The organism is Pseudomonas sp. PGPR N4 (assembly GCF_059693665.1).
The window spans coordinates 57,125-79,506 of record NZ_JCAUKV010000008.1 but is presented as its reverse complement, the minus strand read 5'-3'; the positions used below and the strand labels follow the sequence as shown (position 1 = coordinate 79,506).

Below are 22,382 nucleotides of genomic sequence, written 5' to 3'. Positions count from 1 at the left end.
CATCAACACCAGGCCACTTTCTGCGGCACAAAGCTCAACGGCTGCTCGCGAAAGCTCAGGTAATGGCGCAACACCTGCACCGGCGCTTCGATGTGCGGGTAATGACCAATGCCCTGCAACTGCACCGTATCGGCATCCACGACGAGCTGGCGGAAGGCGTCGACCATGTGGGCACCGCACAGTGGATCAACCGAGCCGTTGATCAGGCGCAAACGCACGCCATCAGCCTGCAGCGCGCCCACCCAACGCTCACGCTGCTGGCGCCGTTCATGCACGTAGTTGATCAGCCGGTGCAGGATATGCGTGCCACGGTTGGCGGTGATCAGGCTCCAGCTGTCGTCCAGAGCGCTTTCACTGGGGTGGGTGCAGGGCCCGTAGATCTGGGTGACGGTACGCACCAGGTCATCCCGGCCGAACGAGCGGCCGATCAGCCAGCCAAGCGGGCTGAGCAACAGCTTATGCACCAGCAGCAGCGGGCAATGCTCGGGGAACAGCGCGCTGTTGAGGAAGGCACAGCTGGCGATGTTGCTGCGCTGCTCATAGTGCCGTGCAAGCAACTCTTGAGCGACGCTGCCGCCATAGTCGTGGGCGAGCAGGTGCACTGGCTCGTCGATGCCCAAGTGAGCAAGCAAGGCCTGCTGCAGATCGGCCTGCTCGATCAGACTGTAGCGATGGCCGAGCGGCTTGGCCGAGTCGCCAAAGCCGAGCATGTCGCAGGCCACTACGCGAAAGCGCTGGGTCAATGGCCCCCATAAATAGTGCCAGTCCCAGCTGGCCGTGGGGAAACCGTGGAGAAGCAGCAGAGGCTCGCCTTGCCCTGCCGTCCAGTAGCGGATGCTCTGGCCCTGGAATGAGAAATCCTGACCCCGGGTACGCCAGACGCACAATGGAATTTCGGCCAAAGGCATCAGAGTTGTCCTGGAGTAGTAGCTTGGATCAAAGCTGCGTGGGTCGAATACGGCAAGGCTGCGGTCATTGCATGTCACCTTGGCACTTACATGTGCTCTTTATGTTGCGTCCTGCACAGCATAGTCAGCGCCTCGGTCGGCGGAACTCGCCTTGGCAGCCAGCTTGATGACCGTACAGGTCAGTGGCACGAACGGTCACAGCAACGCCGCCAGCAATGGCGCGGCAAACAAGTTGAGCAAGCCGGTCAGGACCATGACCAGGCCGGCCACCGAGCCTTCTTCGCGGCCCACTTCCTGCGCCCGGCTGACGCCAGCGCCATGTGCGCCGACGCCAAACAGCGCGCCACGGGCCAGTGGCGTGCGCAATGGCAGCCAGCGCAGCAAGGTGCCGCCGAACAGTGCCCCGAGCACCCCAGTGAACATCACGAACACCGCAGTAAGCTCCGGCACGCCGCCCAGATCGTGGGCCAGCGGCATGGCAAACGGGGTGGTGATCGAGCGCGGCAGCAGCGACAGGCTGACTGCATCGTCCAGCGCCATCAGGTGTGCCAGGCCCCAGGAGCTGCCGATCGACACGCAGCTGCCGGCCAGCATGCCCAGCAGCAACGCCGGCCAATGCCGCGCGAGCAACCCCCGTTGCTGCCAGATCGGCACGGCAAAGGCCACCGTCACCGGGCCAAGCACGGCCATCAGCCAATGGGTATTGCGCGCGTACTCGGCATAGGCGGTGTGCAGTGGCACGGCCACCGCCAGCAGCAAAGCCGGCACCAGGATCAGCGGCGACAGCAGATAACGCCCGCTGCGCCGGTACAGCCAGCGGCTGCCTAGATAAGCGGCCAGTGTCAGCGCCAGCCAGAACAGCGGCATCGGTTCAAGGCTCATGGCGCAGGCTCCAGCGGCACACCAGCTCGACCGTCACGGCAGTGACCACCATTACCAGCAGCGTGCTCACCGCGATCACCAGGAGGATGCGCCAGCCTTCATCGCGCAGCAGGCTGCCGTAATCGAGCAGGCTCATCAGCGCCGGAATGAAGAACAACAGCATTTCGGCCATCAGCCAGCCCGCACCGGCCTGGAGCATGGCCGGTTTCAGCAGGCCGCTGGCGAACAGGATCAAGAGCAGGGCCAGGCCGAACACACCACCCGGAATGGGCCAGCCAGACCAGGCCGCAAGCTGGCTGCCGAACAGGAACAAGGCAAACAGCACCGCCAGCTCGCAGATCAGCCGAGTGAGTTTTTTAAGCAATACAGCGTTCATCAATGGGTTCCTCGACGGGTGCCCATTGTAAATTTGCCGTGCCTAGGCCAGAAGCGAATTGTTAGACTGCCTGCCATTCCAAAAAGGAATTCAGGCGATGGAATTCAAGCAGCTACGCAGCTTTGTCGAAGTGGTTCATCGTGGTGGTTTTACCCAGGCCGCGCAGACGCTGAATATTAGCCAGTCAGCGGTGAGCAAGCAGGTGGCTCAGCTGGAGGATGACATCGGCCAGCAACTGCTCGAACGGCAGGGCTCGCAGATGCACCTGACCGCCGCCGGGCGCATCGTCCTCGAGCGCGGCGAAGCACTGCTGCGCCAGCGCCAGGAGCTGTTGAGCGAGCTGGATGATCTGAGCCAGATGCACCGTGGCGAATTGCGCCTGGGCCTGCCACTGCTGGGCAGTGATGCGCTGTTTGCCGGGCTGTTCGCCGAGTACCGGCGGCGCCATCCGAACATCGTCATTCACCTGCTCGAGGGCGGCAGCCGCACCATTGAGCAGGCGGTACGCAGCGGTGAGCTGGAATTGGGCGGCAGCCTGACGCCAAACGACGACGCCTTCGCCTTTCAGCCCTTCTGCAACGAGCCGCTGGATGCCCTGCTGCCCGCCGGACACGCCCTGGCAGGCTTGACCGAGGTTGACCTGGGCCAACTGGCCGAGACGCCGTTCTTGCTCTATCAGCGCAGCTTCGTCCTCAACGACCGCCTGCTCAGCGCCTGCCAGCAGTTGGGTTTCACCCCCAAGGAAGGCGGGCGCAGCGGTCAGGCGGACTTTCTCGCGGCACTGGTGGCAGCAGGCCAAGGGGTGGTGCTGCTGCCGCGGGTAGTCGCCCGCGCGCTGGAGCGCCCTGGGGTGGTCCGTCTGCCCTTACTGGCACCCGAGGCGCTGCGCTGGGACATTGCCTTTATCTGGCGCCGCGGCGCGTATCTGTCACGGGCAGCGCAAGCCTGGCTGGCATTGCTGCGCGAGCAAGCTTAGGCCTTCAGTGCGGCGGCCAGCTCGGCCAACCAAGGCTCGGCGTCAGCCTCCGGGGTGACCGTTTCGCTGGCATCCAGACGCAACATCGGCAGCACTTCGTGCACACCGAGTTCGGTAAACAGCTCGCGCATTTGCTCGCCGCCGCCGCAGTAGGTGTCGCCGTAGCTGGAGTCGCCCAGGCCGATCACTGCGCCGGGCAGGCCGCGCCATGCCGCTGGCAGGCTGTCGCGAATAGCGCAGAACAGCGGCATAAGGTTATCCGGCAGCTCACCCATGCCGGTGGTCGAGGTCACAGCCAGCAGGGCTTGCGGGGCAAAGCCTTCGATGTCGGCCAGGCTGGCCCGCGCCGCGTACCAGGCTTCAAGGCCAGCGGCTTTGAGCAACGCCTCGGCATGACGGGCAACTTCTTCGGCGGTGCCATACACTGAACCGGAAATAATGACGACTTTCATCTGCGGGAGGATTCCGAAACTGAGTAAAAACGTAGGATACTAGCATCCTGCAATGGCAAAAGGCCGCTTGAGGCGTAAGTCGCCGCTATCCAATCTCTGGTCCGCACATGATCAACGCTCAACTGCTGCAATCGATGGTCGATGCCTCCAATGACGGCATCGTGGTCTGTGAACAGGAAGGTGACGACACCATCCTGATCTACGTGAACGCCGCCTTCGAGCGCCTGACCGGTTTCAGCCGCGACGAAATCCTCTATCAGGACTGCCGCTTTCTGCAGGGCAATGACCGCGACCAACTGGCCCGCGTACGCATCCGCAAGGCCATGCTCGACGGCAAACCGTGCCGCGAAGTGTTGCTCAACTACCGCAAGGACGGCAGCGCGTTCTGGAATGAGCTGTCTATCACGCCGGTGTACAACGAAGCCGACCAGCGCCGCTATTTCATTGGTATCCAGAAGGACGTCAGCCGCCAGGTCGAACTGCAGCGCAGCCTGGAACAATGCCAGGCGCAGTTCGCCGATCTGAAATCCGAGCTGCTCAAATGAACCAACCGCCGCCGCCGCTGTCCATCCTGTCACTGTTGAAAAAATCGCCACATTCGGATGCGACCATGCAAGCAGATACCCTGCTCACTCAGGCCGAGATGAGCTTCATCCAAGACTTGCAGCACTCGCCGCAACTGAACCTGGCTGACCCTATGTCCGGCCTGCTGGTCAACGGCGATCGCCAGCTGCAGACCTTGCTGACGCGCCTTGCGGCCAGTGATCAGGTTACCCTGCAGGCGCATTTCAACAACCAGCAGATCAGCTTCCCGCTGCAACTGGTCGAAGACGAATTCCACGCCCTGCACCTGCAGCTTGGCTCCCCGGAAATCTACGAGGAAGACGGGCCGCAACTGCGGCCATGGCGCTTGTCACTCGAAGAGCCCTCGGCGCTGCTCGAAAGCAAAGGCAAACGCAGCAACCTGTGGGTCCGGGACATCTCGTTCAAGGGTGTATTGCTTGAAGTGCGCGGCCTGAAACAGGCGCCCAAGCGCTTCGACCTGAGCTTCGCCCCTGACGGCATCGCGCCGATCGGCCTGCACGGCGTGCTGCGCCGGCGTATCGGTGCAAACCTGGCCGCGTACGACCTCAGCCGCAGCCCGGCAGAAGAGATCGAGCGCTTACGCGAATACATCCTCCAGGCCCACCGTAGCGCCCATCCCGAACTGCACGCTTAAGCTTCAGGTATCGAGCTGACCGGCCAGATACTGGCGCAAGCGTCGGCGCATCAGGCTGACCTCGGCTCCCAGGCAGACCACCGCACTGCCGGCCAGCGTGTCCTGAGCAAACTCCGCCGCCTCCCCCGCCAGCAGTAACGGGCAACCCAACCCTAAACGTGCCAGGCGCTTACCCAACTCGGCAGTTGGCCGCTGATTGGAGAACAGCACCACCGCATCCGGCTCCAGCTGCCGACAGATCAGCGCCAGCTCCTGCAGCGGCTGACTGGCCGGCAGCAGTACCACGCCGACTTCTTCGCTGCCGAGCAGCAGCCCGGCCACCAGCAACTCCAGCTCCTGCAGCGCGGTTGACAGCGGCGCCAGCACGACGCGCTGGCGCCGCGGTGCCCGCGCCAGCTGCAGGCGCATCAGCACCCGCCCGCGCAAGAACTGGTCGAGAAAACCCCACTCGCTGGCTTGGCCAAAACCGCGCGGCGCCCCGCGCAGGGTGTGCCAAACCGGCATGAATACGTCGTTGAACACCCGCTCCTGGGTAGTACTGGCAAATACCTGATCGAACAAACGGTCGAGCCTAGCGCCGTCAAAGCACTGCACTGCCTCGCGTACCTGGGTACGCCACCTGACCAGGTCATCGGCATTGCTTGCAGCACTGCTGTCCTGCGCCAGCGCCTGGCCACGGGCGAGAATGCTGCCGACCTTGCTCACCGCCACGCCGCGCTCAAGCCAGCCGAGGATGCTGCGTACCGCGTCGACGTCGGCCTGCGAGTACAAGCGGTGGCCGCTGTCGGTGCGAGTTGGCTGGATCAGGCCGTAGCGACGCTCCCAGGCACGCAGCGTCACCGGGTTGACCCCGGTCAGGCGCGAAACCTCGCGGATTGGAAACAGCTCTTGGTGATCCAGATCGGCTATAGGGAGTGCCTGCTCGTTCATGCGTGGTGAAAACCCGGATTCGATTAAACAAAGCACATTCTACGCCGGGACGGGCAAACAAATAACCAACCGTTCGCCCGCTGACACTGACGAGTCACAGTTTATCCGCGATAATCCGCGCCTGATTCTTGCATGCATGCCTGCGTCGCCCACCACCCCGGGCGCGCAAGCCTAAGGGCCGGCTACCCGCCAGTCCTGTCGCCAGGAGATACACAATGTCTACCCCACCCGTTACCCTGATGGTGTCGCGCCGCGCCGCCCATGGCCGCTACCAGGACCTGCTGACCTGGCTGCATGAAGGCGAGCAGCTGGCCACTGACTTCACCGGTTACCTCGGCTCGGGCATCCTCGCCCCGCCCGGTGATGGTGACGAATTCCAGATCATCTTCCGTTTCACCAGCGAGCAGACCATGCATGCCTGGGAGCATTCGGCCTCGCGCCGCGCCTGGCTGCAACGCGGCGACGGCCTGTTCGAACGCCCCAGGGAGCAGCGCGTCAGCGGCATCGACGACTGGTTCGGCGCCAATACAGTGCAAAAGCCGCCGCGCTGGAAGCAGGCCGTGGCAATCTGGCTGGCGTTCTTCCCGGTCTCGCTGCTGTTCAACCTGGTCTTCGGCCACTGGCTCAGCGCACTCGACCTGCTGCCGCGGGTGCTGCTCAGCACCTTGGGCCTGACGCCAGTCATGGTCTATGTATTCATCCCGCTGTCGACGCGGCTGCTGGCCAGCTGGCTACACCCGGCGCCAGCCGCCCGCGCAGAGCCCACGCGCGGGCTGCGCAGCCGCTGAGGCGCCCCCCAGAGGGAAGCAGTTCGGGTATGCTGGGGCATCACTGCCTGCACAGACAAGTAGACCGCCCTGAACATGAACAGCCCCATTCTGATCACCGGAGCCAGCCAACGCGTAGGGCTGGCTCTGGCACTTGAACTGGCACAGGCCGGCCATACGGTGGTCGCTGCCAGTCGCCATGTCCATGCGCAATCTGCGCACCCCAACATCGTCCAGTTTCGCGCCGATCTGTGCCAGCAGGCCGACCGCGACGCCCTGATCGATCACTTGAGCAGCCACTACGACGGCCTGCGCGCGATCATCCACAACGCCTCGGTGTGGCTGGATGACGACCTGGTCAATCTTGAGCTGATGTTCCGCCTGCACGTCGAGGCGCCCTATCACCTCAACCTGGCCCTTGGCGACATGCTGCGCAAGGTCGCCAAGGCCGACATCATCCACATCTGTGACGAAACCTCCTCGCGCGGCAGCAAGAGCCATATCGGCTACGCCGCGACCAAGGCCGCACTGCAGAACATGGTGCTGTCGTTTGCCGAAAAGTATGCGCCGACGGTGCGCGTCAACGGTATCCTGCCGGGGTTGTTGATCCTCAAGGAAGGCGGCGACGAAGCCTACCGCCAGCAGACCCTGAAAAAGGCCCTGCTGGAATTCGAACCCGGCGCCGGGCCGCTGATCGAGGCGGTCAAGTACCTGCTCGACAGCCACTACAGCACCGGCAGCCAGGTGGTCATCAACGGTGGCCGCCACCTGAAGAACCGCATGATCTGAGAGAAGCCCATGACCCCACAACAACAGCTCGAACTCGAAGCCGCCGCGTTTCGCCGGCTGGTCGACCACCTGCAAAAACGCACCGATGTGCAGAACATCGACCTGATGAACCTGTCCGGTTTCTGCCGCAACTGCCTGTCCAAGTGGTACAAGGCGGCTGCCGATGAGCAGCAGGTCGACATCAGCCTGGATGACGCCCGCGAAGCGGTGTACGGCATGCCTTACGCCGAATGGAAAGCCCAATACCAGAAAGAAGCCAGCGCCGATCAGCAAGCGGCGTTCGAACAAGGAAAACCCCGTGACTGACTTGAACACCCTGCGCGCCAGCCTCGAAAGCGGCGAACACGCCTTTGCCGACACCCTTGCGTTCATCGCCGAGCACTACAGCTATCAGCCGCAGGCGTTTACCAACGGTGACGTGGAAAACGCCGCCGGCCAGAACGAAGGCTCGTGCAAGACCCTCGGCATGGCCGTGCTGGAAGGCTTGAGCGACCGCGAAGCGTTGCTGGCCTTTGGTGAGCATTACCGCAGCGTGGTCGCCACGCCAGATGGCAGCGACCACGGCAATATCCGTGCGTTGATCGCGTATGGCCTGGCTGGGGTGAAGTTTGCCCAGCAGCCGCTCAAGCGCCTGGCTTGATGACAAAGGGGCTGCCTGCTTAGCCCCTTGGCTTGCGGCGTCAGCGCAGCCGCTGGCCGGGCGTGCCTGGTGACAGCTGGCCGTGTTGCAACCATTCCAGTGCAATCGGCCACAGCGCCTGCCTGAAGCGGTCATGAAAGAAGGCAAAGTGGCCGATCTCGGCGACCTGTATGTCTGCCGGAGCAATCCGCAGATGCGCGGGTTGCGCCTCGCTCAGATAAGCCAGTAAACGCTCGGTAGCAGCCACCGTGCCGAACGGGTCATCGCTCAAGCTGATCGCCAATGTTGCCGCGCGCACCTGAGCGAATGGCTTAGCCGCCAGCAAGCGCCCGCTAGGACGCTGTTCGTACGCAGGCGTGGGCGTACTCCAGTCAGCGACAACCCCTGCCGGGGTATCTTCCAGCCAACCCAGGCGTTTGCCCGGGAAATAGCCCATCACCCTGGTCAACAGCGGCATTGCCACATGCCATTTGGCCAACAAGCGCCAGCGCTGCGCCGCCGCATAGTCGCGCCAATAGGCAAACTGCGCACCGACCATCACCACCCGCCGCACCTGCTGCGCCGAGGGCGCCAGGCCTACCGCCCAACCGCCGAAGCTGTGCCCGACCACATCCACTGGCTGCCCGGGGAAGTGCTCGGCGGCATACTGCAGCATGGCCTCGAAATCCAGTTGCCCCCAATCGCTCCATGACGCCGTGAAGCCACGTAACGACGGCGGCCGTGATTCGCCGATGCCGCGATAATCGAAGCACAGCACATCGCAGCCCTGGGCAAACAGGTAGTCGGCAAAACGCGAGTAGTAAGCGCAGCGCACCGAAGTGGCCGGGTTGATGATCACCAGCGGGCGCTGGGGACCAGGTCGAGCATGGCGCCAGACAAAACCGCCGAGGCTGTAGCCATCGGCGGCTTTGTGGCGCAGGGCGCTGGCGGGTTGAGTCAGGCTGCTCATGGCGGGCTCTTTGTTGGAGTCCACTCACGCTAGCAAAATTTCAGCCCCACGCCATCACCAGACACACGCTTCGCAGATTACAGCTGAACGCAGTCGAACTGGACGTCGGTCGCCACGTCTGCGTCGTAGTCGACGTCAGCGCGCTCGAAGCCGAACAGGTTGAGGAACTGCTTCTTGTAACCGGCGTAGTCGGTCATTTCGAACAGGTTCTCGGTGGTCACTTGTGGCCACAGGGCCTTGCACGCATCCTGGACGTCGTCGCGCAGCTCCCAGTCGTCCAGGCGCAGGCGGCCTTTTTCGTCGACTTCAGCCGGCGCGCCGTCTTCCCGGAACAAGCGGTCGCGGAACATGCGATCGAGCTGGTCCTGGGTGCCTTCGTGCACACCCTTTTCCTGCATGATCTTGAACACCATCGACAGGTACAGCGGCATTACCGGGATCGCCGAGCTGGCCTGGGTGACCACCGACTTGAGCACGGCAACGTTGGCGCCGCCCTTGATCTCGCTGGCGAGCTTCTGGTCCAGGCGCAGGGCAGTGTCGTCCAGGTCCTGCTTGGCCTTGCCCAGTGCACCGTGCCAGTAGATCGGCCAGGTGATTTCGGTGCCGATGTAGCTGAACGCGACGGTACGCGCCTGCTCGGCCAGCACGCCGGCATCAGCCAGAGCGTCGATCCACAACTGCCAGTCCTGACCACCCATGACGGTAACGGTGTCGGCGATTTCCTGCTCGGTGGCCGGCTCGATCGAGGCTTCGGTGATCACGTCTTTGTTGGTGTCGATGGCAGTCGACTTGTACGGCTGGCCGATTGGTTTGAGCGACGAGCGAATCACTTCGCCAGTCTGTGGCAGCTTGCGCACAGGCGAGGCCAGCGAGTAGATGACCAGGTCAACCTTGCCGCCCATTTCGTTCTTGATCAGTTCGATGACCTTGGCGCGGGCTTCATCGGAGAAGGCGTCACCGTTGATCGACTTGCTGTACAGGCCTTCAGCCTTGGCGAACTTGTCGAATGCAGCAGCGTTGTACCAGCCGGCGGTGCCTGGCTTGGTTTCGGTGCCTGGCTTTTCGAAGAACACGCCGAGGGTGTCGGCCTTGAAGCCGAAGGCTGCAGTGATGCGTGCTGCCAGGCCGTAGCCGCTGGAAGCACCGATCACCAGGACCTTTTTCGGACCATCATCGCGCACGCCCAGCTTGCGGGTGGCTTCGATCTGGTCACGGACGTTGAGCTCGCAGCCCTTCGGATGGGTCGTGGTGCAGATGAAACCGCGAACCTTGGGATGAATGATGGCCAATGTCTGTACCTCGTCAGGTTTAGGCTAGGGAGCCGCGCCGCGCGGGCCGGCTCCGTTTGATCTGAGGGTGAGACTACCCCCGCAAGTTATCCGACACATATTACGGGCTGACGGGGGTGGTTCCAACCGCAGATCGCCCCAGCTGCTCACGCAGCCACTGCATGAAGGCCCGCGCCAGCGGGTCATCCTGGCTGTCGCGGTGCACCAGGCACGCCCACGCCGGGCCCCTGACCCGCTGCGCCGACAACGCCTGCAGTAAACCCTGCGCCGCTGCGCATCGACGCGATTGCCGCAGGCGGCGGTGACATTCACTGCGTCACTCATCAGTGCCCTGCCGTCTAACGGGGTGATTGATTAGCTTTGCGGATCAATGCCAAAGAAAAACAAACTTAACAAATGAACCGTTTACACCGATGCTGGGTGGTAATACGTCGCCTCGTCGCGCCACCTTCATCGGAGAACAACAACATGCATGAAGTCGTCATCGTCGCCGCCACCCGTACCGCCATCGGCAGTTTCCAGGGCGCTCTGGCCAGCGTGCCAGCCGTCGATCTGGGCGCTGCGGTGATCAAGCGCCTGCTCGAGCAGACCGGGCTGGACCCGGCGCAGGTCGATGAGGTGATCCTCGGCCAGGTGCTGACCGCCGGTGCCGGGCAAAACCCGGCGCGTCAGGCTGCGGTCAAGGCAGGCCTGCCGTTCAGCGTGCCGGCGCTGACCCTGAACAAAGTCTGCGGCTCGGGCCTCAAGGCGCTGCACCTGGCGACCCAGGCGATTCGCTGTGGCGATGCCGATGTGGTCATAGCCGGCGGCCAGGAGAACATGAGCCTGGCGCCCTACGTCATGCCCTCGGCCCGCACCGGCCAGCGCATGGGCCATGGCCAGTTGATCGACAGCATGATCAGCGACGGCCTGTGGGACGCCTTCAACGATTACCACATGGGCATCACAGCCGAGAACCTGGTCGACAAGTTCGACATCAGCCGTGAACAGCAGGACGCCTTTGCCGCCGAATCCCAGCGCAAGGCCGTCGCCGCCATCGAAGCCGGGCGTTTCAAGGACGAGATCACGCCCATCGTGCTGCCGCAGAAAAAGGGCGAGCCAAAGGTGGTCGAGCGCGACGAGCAACCCCGCCCCGAATCCACCGCCGAAGCACTGGCCAAACTGCGCCCGGCGTTCAAGAAAGACGGCAGCGTCACCGCCGGCAACGCCTCCAGCCTCAACGACGGCGCAGCGGCGGTACTGCTGATGAGCGCGGCCAAAGCCACCGAGCTGGGCCTGCCGGTGCTGGCCAGGATTGCCAGCTACGCCAGTGCTGGGGTCGACCCGGCGATCATGGGCATTGGCCCGGTGTCGGCCACCCAGCGCTGCCTGGCCAAAGCCGGCTGGCAGTTGGCCGATCTGGACCTGATCGAAGCCAACGAAGCCTTCGCCGCGCAGGCGCTGGCGGTGGGCAAGTCGCTGGAATGGGATGCCGACAAGGTCAACGTCAATGGCGGCGCCATTGCCCTCGGTCATCCAATTGGCGCATCTGGTTGCCGGGTGCTGGTGACCCTGCTGCACGAGATGATCAAGCGTGATGCCAAGAAAGGCCTGGCGACCCTGTGCATTGGTGGTGGTCAGGGCGTGGCGCTGGCGATCGAGCGCTAGGTCGGCGATTGCGTGAACCGGGCTGGCGGCGTGTGCCGGCAGCCTGGTTGCTCAAGAAGGTTCAGAAGCGCTCGTCAGCGATGGCTGGCAGAGTCAGCTCACGCACGTAGCTGGCTGGCGACAAGCTGAGCAATGTGCGCACCATCAGCACCACATCGTGCACCGGAATCAACTCCCCTGCCCCGCGTGCTGCGGCTTCGGCCAACGGCACTTCAAGGCCGTCTTCGGTATTCAGGTAGCCGAGATTGAGGCAGGTGACGCCGAGCTGTTGATCTCGGTAGCCTTCGCGCAGCGCTTCGGCGATACCGCGCAAAGCGAATTTCGATGCGCCAAAGGTAACTTCAGGGCGACCGCTCTGACTCAGGCCGGAGGTCGAGCCGGTGAGGATGATGCGCGGCGCTTGGCTGCGCAACAGAACCGGCAGCAGACGTTTGATCAGCAGGATTGTCGCGGTGATATTGCAGCTGACCATGTGCTCCAGCTGCTCATCATCGTCGCTTGCAAAACTGTAGCCGGCTTCGAACGCCTGCGTTTCCCACAAACCAAGGTTGTAGATCAGGGCATCGATACCGCCCGCCTCTACTGCATGTGCAATCTGCTGGGCCGCCAACTTGGGCTGGCCCATGTCCGCTGCGATCCACTGCACTGCAATGCCATCGCGAACCGGCAACGGTTCAGGCTGCGTGCGTGACACCCCGATCAGCGTATCGCCCGTTGCTCCCAGCCCGTCGATCAATGCCTTGCCCAGCCCTTTGCTGGCACCCACCACTAGAACTTTCATCCCAACACTCCCTGTAGGCCGGATAGCCGAGCGGCATCGAAACAGAACTCGGCAGGTGCGGCAAAGCCAGGTTGTATCTGGATATGAGCAGTGGCTCGCCTGCTACGCGGCACGAGCCTGGGCTACGTCCGTGTGGTTGAGCGCCTTGGTCAGCAGTGCTACCTGCTGGCACTTGTCGGCGGCGAGGGCGAGCTCATTGTTGAGCTCGGCATCATCTTGCGCGTCAGCGCTGTGCAGCAGCGGGCACGACGGCGCTACCCACAACCGGTCGCCCAGGCGCTCGGCGGCGAGGCGCAGGACGTGCAGCGCATCGTCCAGATTCCAGTGCCCGCTGTTACGGCCACTGACTACGCCCAGCGAAAGCACCTTGTACGCCGGCAGGCGATCAAGAATGGTCGGGAATTGTTCAGGGGCCTGCACCAGGTCGATGTGCAGGCCGTCGACCGGGAGATTGGCGGCCAGGCCGAGGTTGGCGTTCAGGCCGCCAAAGTAGGTCGCGACCAGCTTTTTCAGCGGCGCCCGCTGGAGGATGTTGTAGACCCGCTCGTAGGCATTCTTCCAGGCCTGCGGCAGTTCCAGCGCCAGGATCGGTTCATCGATCTGTACCCACTCCACACCTTGCACAGCCAGCTGGTTGAGGATCTGGTCGTACAACGGCAGCAGGCGACCGAGCAATTCCAGTTTGTCGAAGTCGCCACCTTGGCATTCACCCAGCCACAGGTAAGTCAGCGGGCCGAGCACGACTGGCTTGACCGCATGGCCGAGCGCTTTGGCCTCGTTCACCTCTTCAAGCAGGGGCTCCCAGCTCAGGGCGAACTGCTGATCAACGCTGAGCTGCGGGGCCAGGTGGTGGCTGTTGCTGTCGAACCACTGGGTCAGCTCCAGCGCGTGGTCGCTGACTGGCAGCAGCTCGATGCCGGCATCTTTCTGCATCTGCCAGTGCTTGGCACGCAACTCACGGCCCACCGCACGCAGGCCGGCGTCATCCAGCGCGCCCGTGAGGAACGCCTGTTGGGCCTTCTTCAGTTCGGGATCACAGCCGATGCGTGGAAAGCCGAGGTTGTGTGCCAGTGCCATGTGAGGTGTTCCTTGCCGTTGAATTTCAATGGGGCAAGTCTGTGCGCAATGCGATGCTGAGACAAACTCATATAATTTATGATCATCTCAAGAAATTCTCATACAGCGCTTTGACGTACACCGACTTAAGATTGGCCCAGCCGCGCCATGGCATGTCTTTTCCACACCTGTCACCAGCGCAATCAGACAAGCCAACCTCACCCATCTGCCGCACAATGCCGGCCAGATCCACTGCCGGTGCCGAGCCCCGCATGAGCCTGCTGAAAACCGCGCTGCATGAGCACGCCTTCGTCTGCATCATGGAATTCGTGCCCAAGCCCTCTGCCGAGCGCTTCGCCGCGCTTGAAGCGATCATGGCCCGCAAACAGCTGTGCGGCTGGCCACTGACCGTGTCCATCGGCGACCGCGTCGGCAGCCCGTTGGATATGTCACCGCTGGACGCCTTCAACTCGCTCGCCACACCCGTACCCGCCCTGCTGCATTTCTCCGGTAAGGCCCGCGAGCGCCACGACCTGCTCAGCCAGCTGCAACACATGGACGCCGCCGGCCTCGACCAGTTGCTGATCCTTACCGGCGATCGTCTGCCCGGTCACACGCCCGGCCAACAGCCGGTGCGCTACCTCGAGTCCGTCGCCGCCCTGCAGATCGCCCGCCAGGCCCGACCCGACTGGCTGCTCGGTGCAGCTCTCAACCCGTTCAAGTACCGCGAAGAAGAAGGCGCTGCGCAGTATCTCAAGGCTGAGAAAAAGCTCAGTGCCGGTGCTGACTTCCTAACCCTGCAGCTAGGCTACGACGATCAAAAACATCAGGAAGCGCTGCAGTGGATGGCTCGTCAGCGCACACCGAAACCGCTGATCGCCTGCCTTATGGCGCTCACCCACGGCCGCGCGCAGATGCTCGAACACGTTGCCGGCGCCGTCGTCACACCATCGATGCGCGATGTACTGGCTGCCGAGCTGGCGCTGTCCAAGGCGTATGCCCAGGCGCGGAGTATTCAGCGGCTGGCGTTGCAGGTGGTGGGTTTGAAGCTGATGGGGTATGCCGGCGTGCACCTGTCCGGTGTGCATGAAATTACCCAGTTGCAAGCGCTGGAGCATGAGCTGGAGCAAGTGCTGGCAAGTGTTCATACCCTGGAACAATGGGCGCCTGCCTGGACCGCCAGCTGGCAGATGCCGGACCTGCCCGCAGTGACCTTCACCCCGCCCGGCGCGCACTGGCGGCTTGGCCAGTCACAGGTCAGCGCCAGCCTGCGGGAGCAGGTTCGCTATCACTTGTTGTCGGGCATGCACGGGTTGTTGTTCGGCCGCGAGAACCGGGCCAGTCGTGCGTTTGGCTGGGCTGTGACTAGACCTTTGTGGTCGAAACCTGGCGCAGCAAGCCTGCTGCATGGCCTTGAGCGCGGCATCAAAAGACCGTTGGTTGGTTGCGACACCTGCGGCAGTTGTCGCCTACAAGACACTCTCTACATTTGCCCAGAATCCTGCCCCAAAGGCCTCGCCAACGGCCCCTGCGGCGGCACCTCGCTGAACCGCTGCGAGTTCGGTGATCGCGAGTGCGTGCATGGCGTGAAGTACCGCGTGGCCAAGACTGTGGGCGAGACCGATGTGCTGCGCGAGCGATTGATCCCTTGCGTCGAAGTCGAGAACCGCCACCGCAGCTCGTGGCCGGTGTGGTTTCAACCGGCGCCGGTGGTCAAGGTTGAGCCGGTGGTTGTGGTGCGGCGGGCTGCAGGTTCGGAGTCTGTTCAGCGTGAGGTAGCGGTTGCTGAGGTGGATAACTGACGCCGCTGACTGCGGCCTTGCAGGCCATAGCACGTTACGACAAAAGGAGCGGTTTTGATGCAACTGGCGCTAGGGCCAGGTTTGGCAGCCCACTAACTTGTAGCGGCCTGCACGGGCAAGCTAACCGTGAACGCAGTCCCCGCCACAGCATCCGAAACCATGCTCACCGTCCCGCCATGCGCCTCGGCAATTTGCTTGACAATGAACAACCCCAGTCCGACCGACCGAATCGAACCGTCATACTCATTGGCCCGCATCATGGGCTCGAACAACGTCGGGATCACCGCCTCGGCGATGTGCTCGCCATGGTTGTGAACGCTCAAGGTCGCGCCTGCTGCGGACAGGTCAGTGCTCAAGGTGATCGGAAAACTCAGATCACCATAAGCAACGCTGTTGGCAACCAGATTACCGATCATCTGCTGCAGACGATCCTGATCCACTTCAAGCGTGCCGCACCCGCGCGACAGATGCCGGATGTGCGCATCAGCAAAGGCAATCCTCAGCTCACTTACACACTGGTCCACAAACTCAGGGAGGGGGACCTGATGCCGGCTGATCTTGATGCCCTGCCCAATCCGCACCGAGGCAAAATCCAGCAGGTCAACAATCATCCGCTGCGCCCGCTCGGCTGAGGTGCTGATGCCATCAAGTAGGCGCTGCTCCCGTTCGGAGCGCTGCCCATGCTCGAGCATGTGCGCGGCCATCTTGATGGCCATCATCGGGTTCTTCAGATCATGGCTGGCAATCGCGACCATCTGCTCAGCAAAGGCAGCACGCCGCTGCGCCTTCTCGAATGCCTCGGCCAATTCTGCCTTGGCCTCCTGCAACGCCGCTTCCGCAGCGATCTTCTGCGCGAGCAATTCCTCGGCACGCTGCCGAGCCGCCAGCACCGCGCGCTCGTAGCGATCGCGCTCGGCAGTGCCGAACAGCGCCAGCTCGTAACGCACACCCTCGCGGGTTTCTCGGCGCACGCCATTGAGCAGCATCGCCAGCGCATGGCCATCGTGATGGCGCAGCTCTAGCTTGACCTCCGCCACCGAGCCTTGGCTGTTGAGCAACGGCCCCCAGTGGGTGCGCTGGAACAAGCGCCCGCCCACCGTCAGCAAGTCATGAAAATTCTGCGCGGTCAACGTGGCCATGTCATAGCCAAGCCACCGGCTGAACGTCTGGTTGCAACGCAATATCGTGCCCTCCACGGTCATGACGACAAGCCCGCAAGGCGCGCGCTCGAACAACGATTCGTCACAGACCAGGAGGGTGTCATCCATGGTCGAAATCGAGCTGGGCGAGGAAGCCATCGATGGCCGCCGTGCACGCACTCGGCGCGCTCAATTGCGGGTAATGGCCCATGCCCTCGATCAGGCTCAGTTGGCTGTTGGGCAGCACGCGATTCAGGTACTTACCCACCGCAACCGGCACAACCGGATCGCGTGTGCACTGCAGAATCAGCGTAGGCGTGTCCAGCCCGACAACGTCGGCGCGGTGGTCAGCCAAGAAGATCACCCGCGCAAAATGCCGAGCGATTTGCCCATCGGTACGCTTGAAGCTGCTGAGCAACTCCTCACCCAGCGCAGGCTCCCCAGGTTCGCCCATCAACACCGGCGCCATGGTGGTTGACCAGCCCTGATAGTTGTCGTCGATGGCCTCGAGCAACGCATCGACCTCCTCAGCCAGGAAGCCACCGGCATAGTCGCCCGAGTCGATATAGCTGGGCGATCCGCCAATCATGACCATCGCCGCGACGCGCCCTGGCTGCTGGCGCTGAGCCAGGGTACCAATCATTGCGCTTGCAGAATGGCAAACCAGGATAACCGGGCCTTCGGCGTACGCGTCGATAAGCTCGTTGAGGTCCGATGCGTAGCCCCACAGCGAGGAATACTTCTCAGGGTCGTAAGCAGCAAGATCCGACTGGCCTGCACCAACCAAGTCGTAGCTGATCACCCGAAAACGCGAAGCAAGGTGCGGCAGCAGCAATTTCCACATGGTTTGGTCGCAACCGAAGCCGTGCGAAAGGATCAAGGTCGCGCTGCCGCTGCCGGAGATGTTTACGTTGTTGCGCTTTTGCAGAGTCATTCTTATCTCGATCTCGTACAGCGAAGGCCAGGCCGTGATGATCCGCACCACCTGCCACTGAGAATAGATCAGGCATTGAGGGCATGGTTCGGATCAATGATGAAGATTCAATACCCGATCACGGTTAGAGGGGCAAGGAAGGACATGGTTCTGGCGTCACTGCTACGAGCCGGTTCTGGAGGACAGATACGCGATAGTCCCTGTAAACCGGGTGGAAATGAAAAGCTAGAGATGGATGTACCTTGCACCTCTCTGGACGAAGTCCGCCAAGAAATCTATGAAATTGACCGCAACCTTGTTTAGCTTCTCGCCAAACGGGGCCGCTGATACAGATAGCGAGATAAAACTGTGGCGAAAATGCCCATCAAGGCAAACCCCCTTTCAGCACAGCTCCATCTACCGCAGGAACTCGCACACGCAGTGCAATCAGCAACGCGGCCAGCAGCATCAGCACGGCCGCCGCCACGAATACGCCTGCGCTGCCACCGAGGCTGAACATTGCCCCACCCGCGGCTGCGCCTGTGGCGATGGCCGACTGCACAGACGCTACCACCATGCCGCCAGCGCTCTCCGCTTGATCAGGGACCGCGCTGGCGACCCAGTTCGACCATGCCACCGGCACACCCCCAAAGGCCAGGCCCCAGACCGCCAGCAGTACAGCCTGCCCTGGCACCGAAGCTGGCAACAAGACCAGCGCCAGTGCCGCAACGCCTACCAACGCTGGCATCAACACCAGGGTGGCCAATGGGTGACGAGTGAGCATCCACCCGGCCACCAACGTGCCGACAAAGTTCGCCACACCAAAACCCAGCAACATCAGCGACAGGCCCTGCGGGCCAATGCCGGTCGTATCTTCGAGGAATGGCCGAATATACGTGAACATCGCGAAGTGGCCGCTGTGCACCAGCACACAACCGAACATCCCCATAGCAATGCCTGGGCGCTGCAGCACTTCAAGCACCGTACGCAGGCGTGCCGGCCGACGTGGCGCAAGGCTCGGCAGCGTAAGCGACTGGAAAATCAGGGTCACCACCCCCACTGCTGCCGCTGCATAGAACGCGCTGCGCCAGCCATAGAGCCCGCCCAGATAACTACCCAGCGGGACCGCGACCACCGTCCCGACGGCGATGCCGCTGAAAATGATCGAGAGCGCTCGCGGCAACAAAGCCACGGGCACCAAGCGCATCGCCACCGCTGCCGCCATGCTCCAAAACCCACCAAGCGCGATGCCGAGCAAGATACGCATCAACAACAGCACCGCGAAACTGGAGGAAACGGCGACCAGCAGGTTGGATGCGATCATCAACGTGGAAAACCCCAGCAACACCCAGCGCCGATCGATACTTCGAGTCAGGCCTGGCACCAACAGGCCAGCGAACAGCGCTACCACCGCTGTCACCGTTACCGCTTGGCCAGCCAGCGCTTCGGACACCCCCAGCTCGGTTGCCATCGGCGTCAACAGGCTGGCCGGCAGGTACTCAGCGGTCAGCAAGCCAAACACGCCCATCGCCAACGAGAATACGGCCATCCACGCTGGAGTTGTAGGTTCTGCATCCGGCGCGGCGCCGCGACGGCTGTCGGGTACGGCATTGCATAAAAGGTCAGTCACTGCATGGATCTCCCAATCTTCAATTGCGACCGGTAGTCTAGGCGCGAGATTCCGGATGATCTATGATCGAAAAACTCAATTTTTTGATTAAAACACCGAGCCGATGTCGACAGACCAATTTGCCCTCTCTTCCGACCTCATCAACGAGCTGTTGCGCGGCATGCGCCTGCGCGGTGTCGAGTACCGCCGTATCCAGGCGGGCCCAGCCTTCGGCTTGGCCTTCGCTGCCAAACCCGGGCATGCTTGGTTCCACTTCCTGGCGGTCGGCAACGCGGTGCTACGTATGGAAGACGGGACGACCTATGCGCTGTCCGCCGGTAACGCCGTCTTCATCTGCCATGGCGCGGCCCATCACTTGCTCTCGCATACGCAGGTACCCGTGCAGGACATTGATCTGTTGGACGGCGAGCCTCTCGGCGAGACCGTAAGCGCGGTGGACACCGGAACCGATCCCGGCTCCATGCCGACCACGCTGTTGTTCAGTGGATGCATGGAATTCGAATTGGGCAGCCTCCATGGCCTTGGCAAGCTGATGCCTGGCCTGATGCTTATTGACGCCGGCGGCCAGCGTTACCCCGGGCTGGTGCCTATTCTCACCACCATGGAGCGCGAGGTCAGCGCCGCACGCGTTGGCTTCGCCGGCATCCTCGCGCGACTGGCCGATGTGGTCGCCGCCATGGTCGTTCGCGGTTGGGTCGAGTGCGCCTGCGGCAACGCCTCCGGCCTGGTTGCCGCTCTGCGCGATCCGCGGCTGGCAGGTGCACTTCTGGCACTTCATCAGCAACCGGGCCGAGACTGGACCGTCGAGCAGTTGGCGGAGCAATGCAATACCTCCCGCTCGGTCTTTGCCGAGCGCTTCCAACTGACGATTGGCATGAGCCCACTGCGCTACGTTACCGAAGTGCGAATGCGGCTCGCCAGCCAGTGGCTGACGCTGGAAAGAGTACCTATTGAAGAGGTCGCGCAGCGGTTGGGCTATACGTCCCAGGCGGCCTTCAGTCGGGCGTTCAAGCGAGTTACGGGTACCACGCCAGGGTTGAGTCGCAGGTTGAGGCAGTTGGCTGCCACCTGAAGCTGAGGGGAATTGGTGCCGAGCCGGAGAGCAGCGAATGTGTCTGCGGCTGCCAACTCCAGCGCCAAGTTCTCCGACCATCTGCCGCTGTACCGGCAAGAAAGGATCTTTTGGCCGAGCAGGCTTGGCCATCCCGCGTTCAACACTGGCTCAATGGGTAGGGCAAACCGGCGTGCAGCTCCAGCCCTTGGTGGATGCGCTGCGCGGAGCTTGATGATGGTGCTGTGCCTATCGACGGTCGCTCCAACTGGTTGTTCGCCGGTTCGCTGCGCAGTGGTAAACGAGCGGCGGCTATCATGAGCTTGATCCAGTCGGCGCGCATGAACGGGCATGATCCGTACAGATACCTGAAGGACGTACTGACGCGCTTGCCAACTCACCAAGCAAGCAATCTGCACGACCTGCATCCGCGCGCTTGCTCGGCTTAAGCAAAGAAGCTGCTTCCACTGAGGTATTCATATCTGTAAATTCGAATATACGAATAAACAAATATACAGGTTGGCCATGTCCTTTCAGCCCCACACTTTCTTCAAATGCCTCGGTGATGAAACTCGCGCCCGAATCATGCTGATGCTCGCTGTCGAGGGGGAGCTATGTGTCTGCGAATTGATTTGGGCGCTCGACGATCACCAACCAAAAGTGTCCCGGCACCTCGCTCAGTTGCGCACCTGCGGGCTGCTGGAAGATCGCCGTCAGGGCCAATGGATCTATTACCGCCTTCATCCAGAACTCCCTCAGTGGGCAGTGGAGGTGCTCCAAACGACCCTTGAGGCTAACCGTTCCTGGCTCGGCGATGACCAAGGTCGCCTTGCTTCGATGGAAGGTCGCCCAGTACGCCAGGCTTCCTGCTGCTAAGTGTTTCTGGAGAACTGACATGCTGTTGGCAATTTCAATATTTCTGGTCACGCTGGTACTGGTGATCTGGCAACCCCGTGGACTTGGCGTTGGCTGGAGCGCGTCTGCCGGGGCGGTACTCGCATTGTTGACCGGTGTCATCACGCTCAGCGATATCCCAGTGGTCTGGCACATAGTGTGGAACGCCACGGCAACGTTCATCGCGGTGATCATCATCAGCCTTCTGCTGGATGAGGCGGGCTTTTTCGAGTGGGCAGCACTTCATGTGGCTCGCTGGGGAGGAGGCAGCGGCGCACGCCTGTTTGCACTGATGGTGCTCTTGGGGGCAGCGGTTTCGGCCCTGTTTGCCAATGACGGCGCAGCATTGATACTGACTCCCATCGTGATCGCGATGCTGACCGCGCTCCGCTTCAGTCCAGCGGCGACCTTAGCTTTCGTGATGGCTGCCGGTTTCATTGCCGACACTGCCAGCCTGCCGCTGGTTGTCTCGAACTTGGTGAACATCGTCTCTGCCGACTTTTTCGATATCGGATTCGCCCGGTACGCCTCGATCATGTGGCCGGTGAATCTGGTCAGTGTCGTGGTGACCCTGAGCATGCTCTGGTTGTTTTATCGAAAGGAGGTGCCGCAGGCGTATTCGCCCGAGCAACTAAAGCGGCCAGAAAAAGCCATCAAAGATCGCCATACGTTCCTTGCAGGCTGGTGGGTGCTGGTACTTCTGTTGCTCGGGTTATTCGTCCTTGAGCCGCTTGGTATTCCTGTCAGTGCTGTCGCCGCCGCATGCGCCTTGGTGCTGCTGATCATTGCCGCAAAGGGGCATGTGATCTCGACACGCAAAGTGATGTTCAACGCCCCCTGGCAAGTCGTCCTGTTTTCGCTTGGCATGTATCTGGTGATCTACGGGCTGAAGAATGCCGGGCTGACTGAAGGACTCAGCTCGCTGCTTGGCACCTTCGCCGACCATGGCCTGTGGGCTGCCACGCTGGGTACCGGTTTCACCGCCGCGTTGCTGTCATCCGTGATGAACAATATGCCCAGCGTGCTGATCGGTGCCTTGTCGATCCAGGGCAGTGGGGTATCGGGACTCGCACACGAGGCCATGGTGTACGCCAACATCATTGGCTGCGACCTCGGCCCGAAGATCACCCCCATCGGCAGTTTGGCCACGCTGCTCTGGCTGCACGTCCTGGCCCAGAAAAACATCCGCATCACCTGGGGTTACTACTTCAAGGTTGGCTGCGTACTCACCTTTCCCATTTTGCTTACGACACTGGCAGCACTTGCCGTGCGCTTGAGCATCAGCGCTTAGG

Annotated in this window: 23 protein-coding genes and 3 pseudogenes; 14 read left to right on the top strand and 12 right to left on the bottom strand. The window is 62.2% G+C overall.

Annotated features, from left to right (window positions below; genetic code table 11):
• Positions 1–2: 2 nt before the first annotated feature.
• From AC58X1_RS23655 to AC58X1_RS23645, 3 genes are all read right to left on the bottom strand, one after another.
• A complete protein-coding gene (locus AC58X1_RS23655) occupies positions 3–908 on the bottom strand; it encodes an alpha/beta fold hydrolase (RefSeq protein ID WP_101316365.1) in 906 nt (301 codons plus the stop codon).
• Between the two features lie 195 nt (positions 909–1,103).
• A complete protein-coding gene (locus tag AC58X1_RS23650) occupies positions 1,104–1,790 on the bottom strand; it encodes an LrgB family protein (protein WP_101316363.1) in 687 nt (228 codons plus the stop codon).
• Positions 1,780–2,166 (bottom strand): CidA/LrgA family protein, encoded by a 387-nt coding sequence (locus AC58X1_RS23645; RefSeq protein WP_101316361.1) that lies wholly within the window; start codon positions 2,164–2,166, stop codon positions 1,780–1,782. Before AC58X1_RS23645 ends, AC58X1_RS23650 begins: the two co-directional genes overlap by 11 nt.
• 97 nt (positions 2,167–2,263) lie before the next feature.
• On the opposite strand from AC58X1_RS23645, the gene AC58X1_RS23640 reads away from it, so the two are divergent.
• The gene (locus AC58X1_RS23640; RefSeq protein ID WP_181089097.1) at positions 2,264–3,142 is read left to right on the top strand and encodes a LysR family transcriptional regulator; all 879 of its coding nucleotides are present in this window, start codon (positions 2,264–2,266) and stop codon (positions 3,140–3,142) included.
• Here the strand turns inward: AC58X1_RS23640 and AC58X1_RS23635 are convergent.
• The gene (locus AC58X1_RS23635; protein ID WP_103435991.1) at positions 3,139–3,594 is read right to left on the bottom strand and encodes a flavodoxin; all 456 of its coding nucleotides are present in this window, start codon (positions 3,592–3,594) and stop codon (positions 3,139–3,141) included. The genes AC58X1_RS23640 and AC58X1_RS23635 overlap by 4 nt on opposite strands.
• A gap of 107 nt (positions 3,595–3,701) precedes the next feature.
• On the opposite strand from AC58X1_RS23635, the gene AC58X1_RS23630 reads away from it, so the two are divergent.
• The gene (locus AC58X1_RS23630) at positions 3,702–4,139 is read left to right on the top strand and encodes a PAS domain-containing protein (protein WP_101316355.1); all 438 of its coding nucleotides are present in this window, start codon (positions 3,702–3,704) and stop codon (positions 4,137–4,139) included.
• A 65-nt stretch (positions 4,140–4,204) separates the two neighbouring features.
• Positions 4,205–4,813: a hypothetical protein gene (locus tag AC58X1_RS23625; RefSeq protein WP_101322937.1), complete on the top strand. Its 609-nt coding sequence runs from the start codon at positions 4,205–4,207 to the stop codon at positions 4,811–4,813.
• Positions 4,814–4,816: 3 nt separating this feature from the next.
• On the opposite strand, the gene AC58X1_RS23620 is transcribed toward AC58X1_RS23625, so the two are convergent.
• Positions 4,817–5,743, bottom strand: coding sequence for a MerR family transcriptional regulator (locus AC58X1_RS23620; protein ID WP_497429559.1), 927 nt, complete (start codon positions 5,741–5,743; stop codon positions 4,817–4,819).
• A gap of 215 nt (positions 5,744–5,958) precedes the next feature.
• Here AC58X1_RS23620 and AC58X1_RS23615 point away from each other — a divergent pair, with 215 nt between their 5' ends.
• From AC58X1_RS23615 to AC58X1_RS23600, 4 genes are all read left to right on the top strand, one after another.
• Positions 5,959–6,531 (top strand): putative antibiotic biosynthesis monooxygenase, encoded by a 573-nt coding sequence (locus AC58X1_RS23615; protein WP_220633059.1) that lies wholly within the window; start codon positions 5,959–5,961, stop codon positions 6,529–6,531.
• A 75-nt stretch (positions 6,532–6,606) separates the two neighbouring features.
• Positions 6,607–7,299, top strand: coding sequence for a dihydromonapterin reductase (folM, locus tag AC58X1_RS23610; protein WP_220633058.1), 693 nt, complete (start codon positions 6,607–6,609; stop codon positions 7,297–7,299).
• Positions 7,300–7,308: 9 nt separating this feature from the next.
• Entirely contained in the window at positions 7,309–7,605 is a 297-nt protein-coding gene (locus AC58X1_RS23605; protein WP_150570009.1) for a DUF1244 domain-containing protein, read from the top strand.
• Positions 7,598–7,939: a HopJ type III effector protein gene (locus AC58X1_RS23600; protein WP_178080741.1), complete on the top strand. Its 342-nt coding sequence runs from the start codon at positions 7,598–7,600 to the stop codon at positions 7,937–7,939. The genes AC58X1_RS23605 and AC58X1_RS23600 overlap by 8 nt, the downstream gene beginning before the upstream one ends.
• Positions 7,940–7,979: 40 nt before the next feature.
• Here the strand turns inward: AC58X1_RS23600 and AC58X1_RS23595 are convergent, their stop codons facing one another.
• Both AC58X1_RS23595 and fabV read right to left on the bottom strand, forming a co-directional pair.
• A complete protein-coding gene (locus tag AC58X1_RS23595; RefSeq protein ID WP_497429558.1) occupies positions 7,980–8,888 on the bottom strand; it encodes an alpha/beta hydrolase family protein in 909 nt (302 codons plus the stop codon).
• 77 nt (positions 8,889–8,965) lie between these two features.
• Positions 8,966–10,177, bottom strand: coding sequence for an enoyl-ACP reductase FabV (gene fabV / locus AC58X1_RS23590; RefSeq protein WP_150570007.1), 1,212 nt, complete (start codon positions 10,175–10,177; stop codon positions 8,966–8,968).
• Positions 10,178–10,645: 468 nt separating this feature from the next.
• Between fabV and AC58X1_RS23585 the strand changes: the two genes are divergently transcribed.
• Positions 10,646–11,824: an acetyl-CoA C-acetyltransferase gene (locus AC58X1_RS23585; protein WP_101316341.1), complete on the top strand. Its 1,179-nt coding sequence runs from the start codon at positions 10,646–10,648 to the stop codon at positions 11,822–11,824.
• A 61-nt stretch (positions 11,825–11,885) separates the two neighbouring features.
• Here the strand turns inward: AC58X1_RS23585 and AC58X1_RS23580 are convergent, their stop codons facing one another.
• Together AC58X1_RS23580 and AC58X1_RS23575 are read right to left on the bottom strand one after the other, a co-directional pair.
• Positions 11,886–12,605, bottom strand: a complete 720-nt coding sequence (locus AC58X1_RS23580; RefSeq protein WP_188035313.1) for an SDR family NAD(P)-dependent oxidoreductase — start codon at positions 12,603–12,605, stop codon at positions 11,886–11,888.
• Between the two features lie 105 nt (positions 12,606–12,710).
• A pseudogene (locus AC58X1_RS23575) lies at positions 12,711–13,682 on the bottom strand (5-methyltetrahydropteroyltriglutamate--homocysteine S-methyltransferase); the annotation flags it as partial.
• A 251-nt stretch (positions 13,683–13,933) separates the two neighbouring features.
• Here AC58X1_RS23575 and AC58X1_RS23570 point away from each other — a divergent pair.
• Positions 13,934–15,463: a methylenetetrahydrofolate reductase C-terminal domain-containing protein gene (locus AC58X1_RS23570; protein WP_497429557.1), complete on the top strand. Its 1,530-nt coding sequence runs from the start codon at positions 13,934–13,936 to the stop codon at positions 15,461–15,463.
• A gap of 92 nt (positions 15,464–15,555) precedes the next feature.
• On the opposite strand, the gene AC58X1_RS23565 is transcribed toward AC58X1_RS23570, so the two are convergent.
• The 3 genes from AC58X1_RS23565 to AC58X1_RS23555 form a co-directional block, all read right to left on the bottom strand.
• Positions 15,556–16,731 carry a PAS domain-containing sensor histidine kinase gene (locus tag AC58X1_RS23565; RefSeq protein WP_497429556.1) on the bottom strand — a complete coding sequence of 392 codons (1,176 nt, stop codon included), beginning with the start codon at positions 16,729–16,731 and terminating at the stop codon, positions 15,556–15,558.
• Positions 16,724–17,536, bottom strand: a complete 813-nt coding sequence (locus AC58X1_RS23560) for an alpha/beta fold hydrolase (RefSeq protein WP_101316330.1) — start codon at positions 17,534–17,536, stop codon at positions 16,724–16,726. Before AC58X1_RS23560 ends, AC58X1_RS23565 begins: the two co-directional genes overlap by 8 nt.
• 364 nt (positions 17,537–17,900) lie before the next feature.
• Positions 17,901–19,145 carry an MFS transporter gene (locus AC58X1_RS23555; RefSeq protein ID WP_497429555.1) on the bottom strand — a complete coding sequence of 415 codons (1,245 nt, stop codon included), beginning with the start codon at positions 19,143–19,145 and terminating at the stop codon, positions 17,901–17,903.
• Between the two features lie 103 nt (positions 19,146–19,248).
• On the opposite strand from AC58X1_RS23555, the gene AC58X1_RS23550 reads away from it, so the two are divergent.
• The 5 genes and pseudogenes from AC58X1_RS23550 (at position 19,249) to AC58X1_RS23530 (ending at position 22,381) form a co-directional block, all read left to right on the top strand.
• On the top strand, positions 19,249–20,217 hold the full coding sequence (locus AC58X1_RS23550) for an AraC family transcriptional regulator (protein ID WP_101316326.1): 969 nt from the start codon (positions 19,249–19,251) through the stop codon (positions 20,215–20,217).
• Between the two features lie 63 nt (positions 20,218–20,280).
• A pseudogene (locus tag AC58X1_RS23545) lies at positions 20,281–20,422 on the top strand (IS66 family transposase); the annotation flags it as partial.
• Positions 20,406–20,645, top strand: a pseudogene (locus AC58X1_RS23540) (transposase domain-containing protein); the annotation flags it as partial. The pseudogenes AC58X1_RS23545 and AC58X1_RS23540, both read left to right, overlap by 17 nt.
• Positions 20,646–20,721: 76 nt before the next feature.
• On the top strand, positions 20,722–21,072 hold the full coding sequence (locus AC58X1_RS23535; protein WP_259077667.1) for a metalloregulator ArsR/SmtB family transcription factor: 351 nt from the start codon (positions 20,722–20,724) through the stop codon (positions 21,070–21,072).
• Between the two features lie 19 nt (positions 21,073–21,091).
• Positions 21,092–22,381, top strand: a complete 1,290-nt coding sequence (locus tag AC58X1_RS23530; RefSeq protein ID WP_101316322.1) for an arsenic transporter — start codon at positions 21,092–21,094, stop codon at positions 22,379–22,381.
• Position 22,382 lies beyond the last annotated feature (1 nt).

What these genes read in the sequence shown, in the direction of transcription:
- AC58X1_RS23630 (WP_101316355.1), top strand. Translation starts at nt 3,702, where the DNA reads ATGATCAACGCTCAACTGCTGCAATCGATGGTCGATGCCTCCAATGAC.
- AC58X1_RS23645 (WP_101316361.1), bottom strand. Translation starts at nt 2,166, where the DNA reads ATGAACGCTGTATTGCTTAAAAAACTCACTCGGCTGATCTGCGAGCTG.
- AC58X1_RS23570 (WP_497429557.1), top strand. Translation starts at nt 13,934, where the DNA reads ATGAGCCTGCTGAAAACCGCGCTGCATGAGCACGCCTTCGTCTGCATC.
- AC58X1_RS23560 (WP_101316330.1), bottom strand. Translation starts at nt 17,536, where the DNA reads ATGACTCTGCAAAAGCGCAACAACGTAAACATCTCCGGCAGCGGCAGC.
- AC58X1_RS23530 (WP_101316322.1), top strand. Translation starts at nt 21,092, where the DNA reads ATGCTGTTGGCAATTTCAATATTTCTGGTCACGCTGGTACTGGTGATC.
- AC58X1_RS23550 (WP_101316326.1), top strand. Translation starts at nt 19,249, where the DNA reads ATGTCGACAGACCAATTTGCCCTCTCTTCCGACCTCATCAACGAGCTG.
- AC58X1_RS23585 (WP_101316341.1), top strand. Translation starts at nt 10,646, where the DNA reads ATGCATGAAGTCGTCATCGTCGCCGCCACCCGTACCGCCATCGGCAGT.
- AC58X1_RS23650 (WP_101316363.1), bottom strand. Translation starts at nt 1,790, where the DNA reads ATGAGCCTTGAACCGATGCCGCTGTTCTGGCTGGCGCTGACACTGGCC.
- AC58X1_RS23655 (WP_101316365.1), bottom strand. Translation starts at nt 908, where the DNA reads ATGCCTTTGGCCGAAATTCCATTGTGCGTCTGGCGTACCCGGGGTCAG.
- AC58X1_RS23640 (WP_181089097.1), top strand. Translation starts at nt 2,264, where the DNA reads ATGGAATTCAAGCAGCTACGCAGCTTTGTCGAAGTGGTTCATCGTGGT.
- AC58X1_RS23615 (WP_220633059.1), top strand. Translation starts at nt 5,959, where the DNA reads ATGTCTACCCCACCCGTTACCCTGATGGTGTCGCGCCGCGCCGCCCAT.
- AC58X1_RS23595 (WP_497429558.1), bottom strand. Translation starts at nt 8,888, where the DNA reads ATGAGCAGCCTGACTCAACCCGCCAGCGCCCTGCGCCACAAAGCCGCC.
- AC58X1_RS23620 (WP_497429559.1), bottom strand. Translation starts at nt 5,743, where the DNA reads ATGAACGAGCAGGCACTCCCTATAGCCGATCTGGATCACCAAGAGCTG.
- AC58X1_RS23535 (WP_259077667.1), top strand. Translation starts at nt 20,722, where the DNA reads ATGTCCTTTCAGCCCCACACTTTCTTCAAATGCCTCGGTGATGAAACT.
- AC58X1_RS23565 (WP_497429556.1), bottom strand. Translation starts at nt 16,731, where the DNA reads ATGGATGACACCCTCCTGGTCTGTGACGAATCGTTGTTCGAGCGCGCG.
- AC58X1_RS23580 (WP_188035313.1), bottom strand. Translation starts at nt 12,605, where the DNA reads ATGAAAGTTCTAGTGGTGGGTGCCAGCAAAGGGCTGGGCAAGGCATTG.
- folM (WP_220633058.1), top strand. Translation starts at nt 6,607, where the DNA reads ATGAACAGCCCCATTCTGATCACCGGAGCCAGCCAACGCGTAGGGCTG.
- AC58X1_RS23635 (WP_103435991.1), bottom strand. Translation starts at nt 3,594, where the DNA reads ATGAAAGTCGTCATTATTTCCGGTTCAGTGTATGGCACCGCCGAAGAA.
- AC58X1_RS23625 (WP_101322937.1), top strand. Translation starts at nt 4,205, where the DNA reads ATGCAAGCAGATACCCTGCTCACTCAGGCCGAGATGAGCTTCATCCAA.
- AC58X1_RS23605 (WP_150570009.1), top strand. Translation starts at nt 7,309, where the DNA reads ATGACCCCACAACAACAGCTCGAACTCGAAGCCGCCGCGTTTCGCCGG.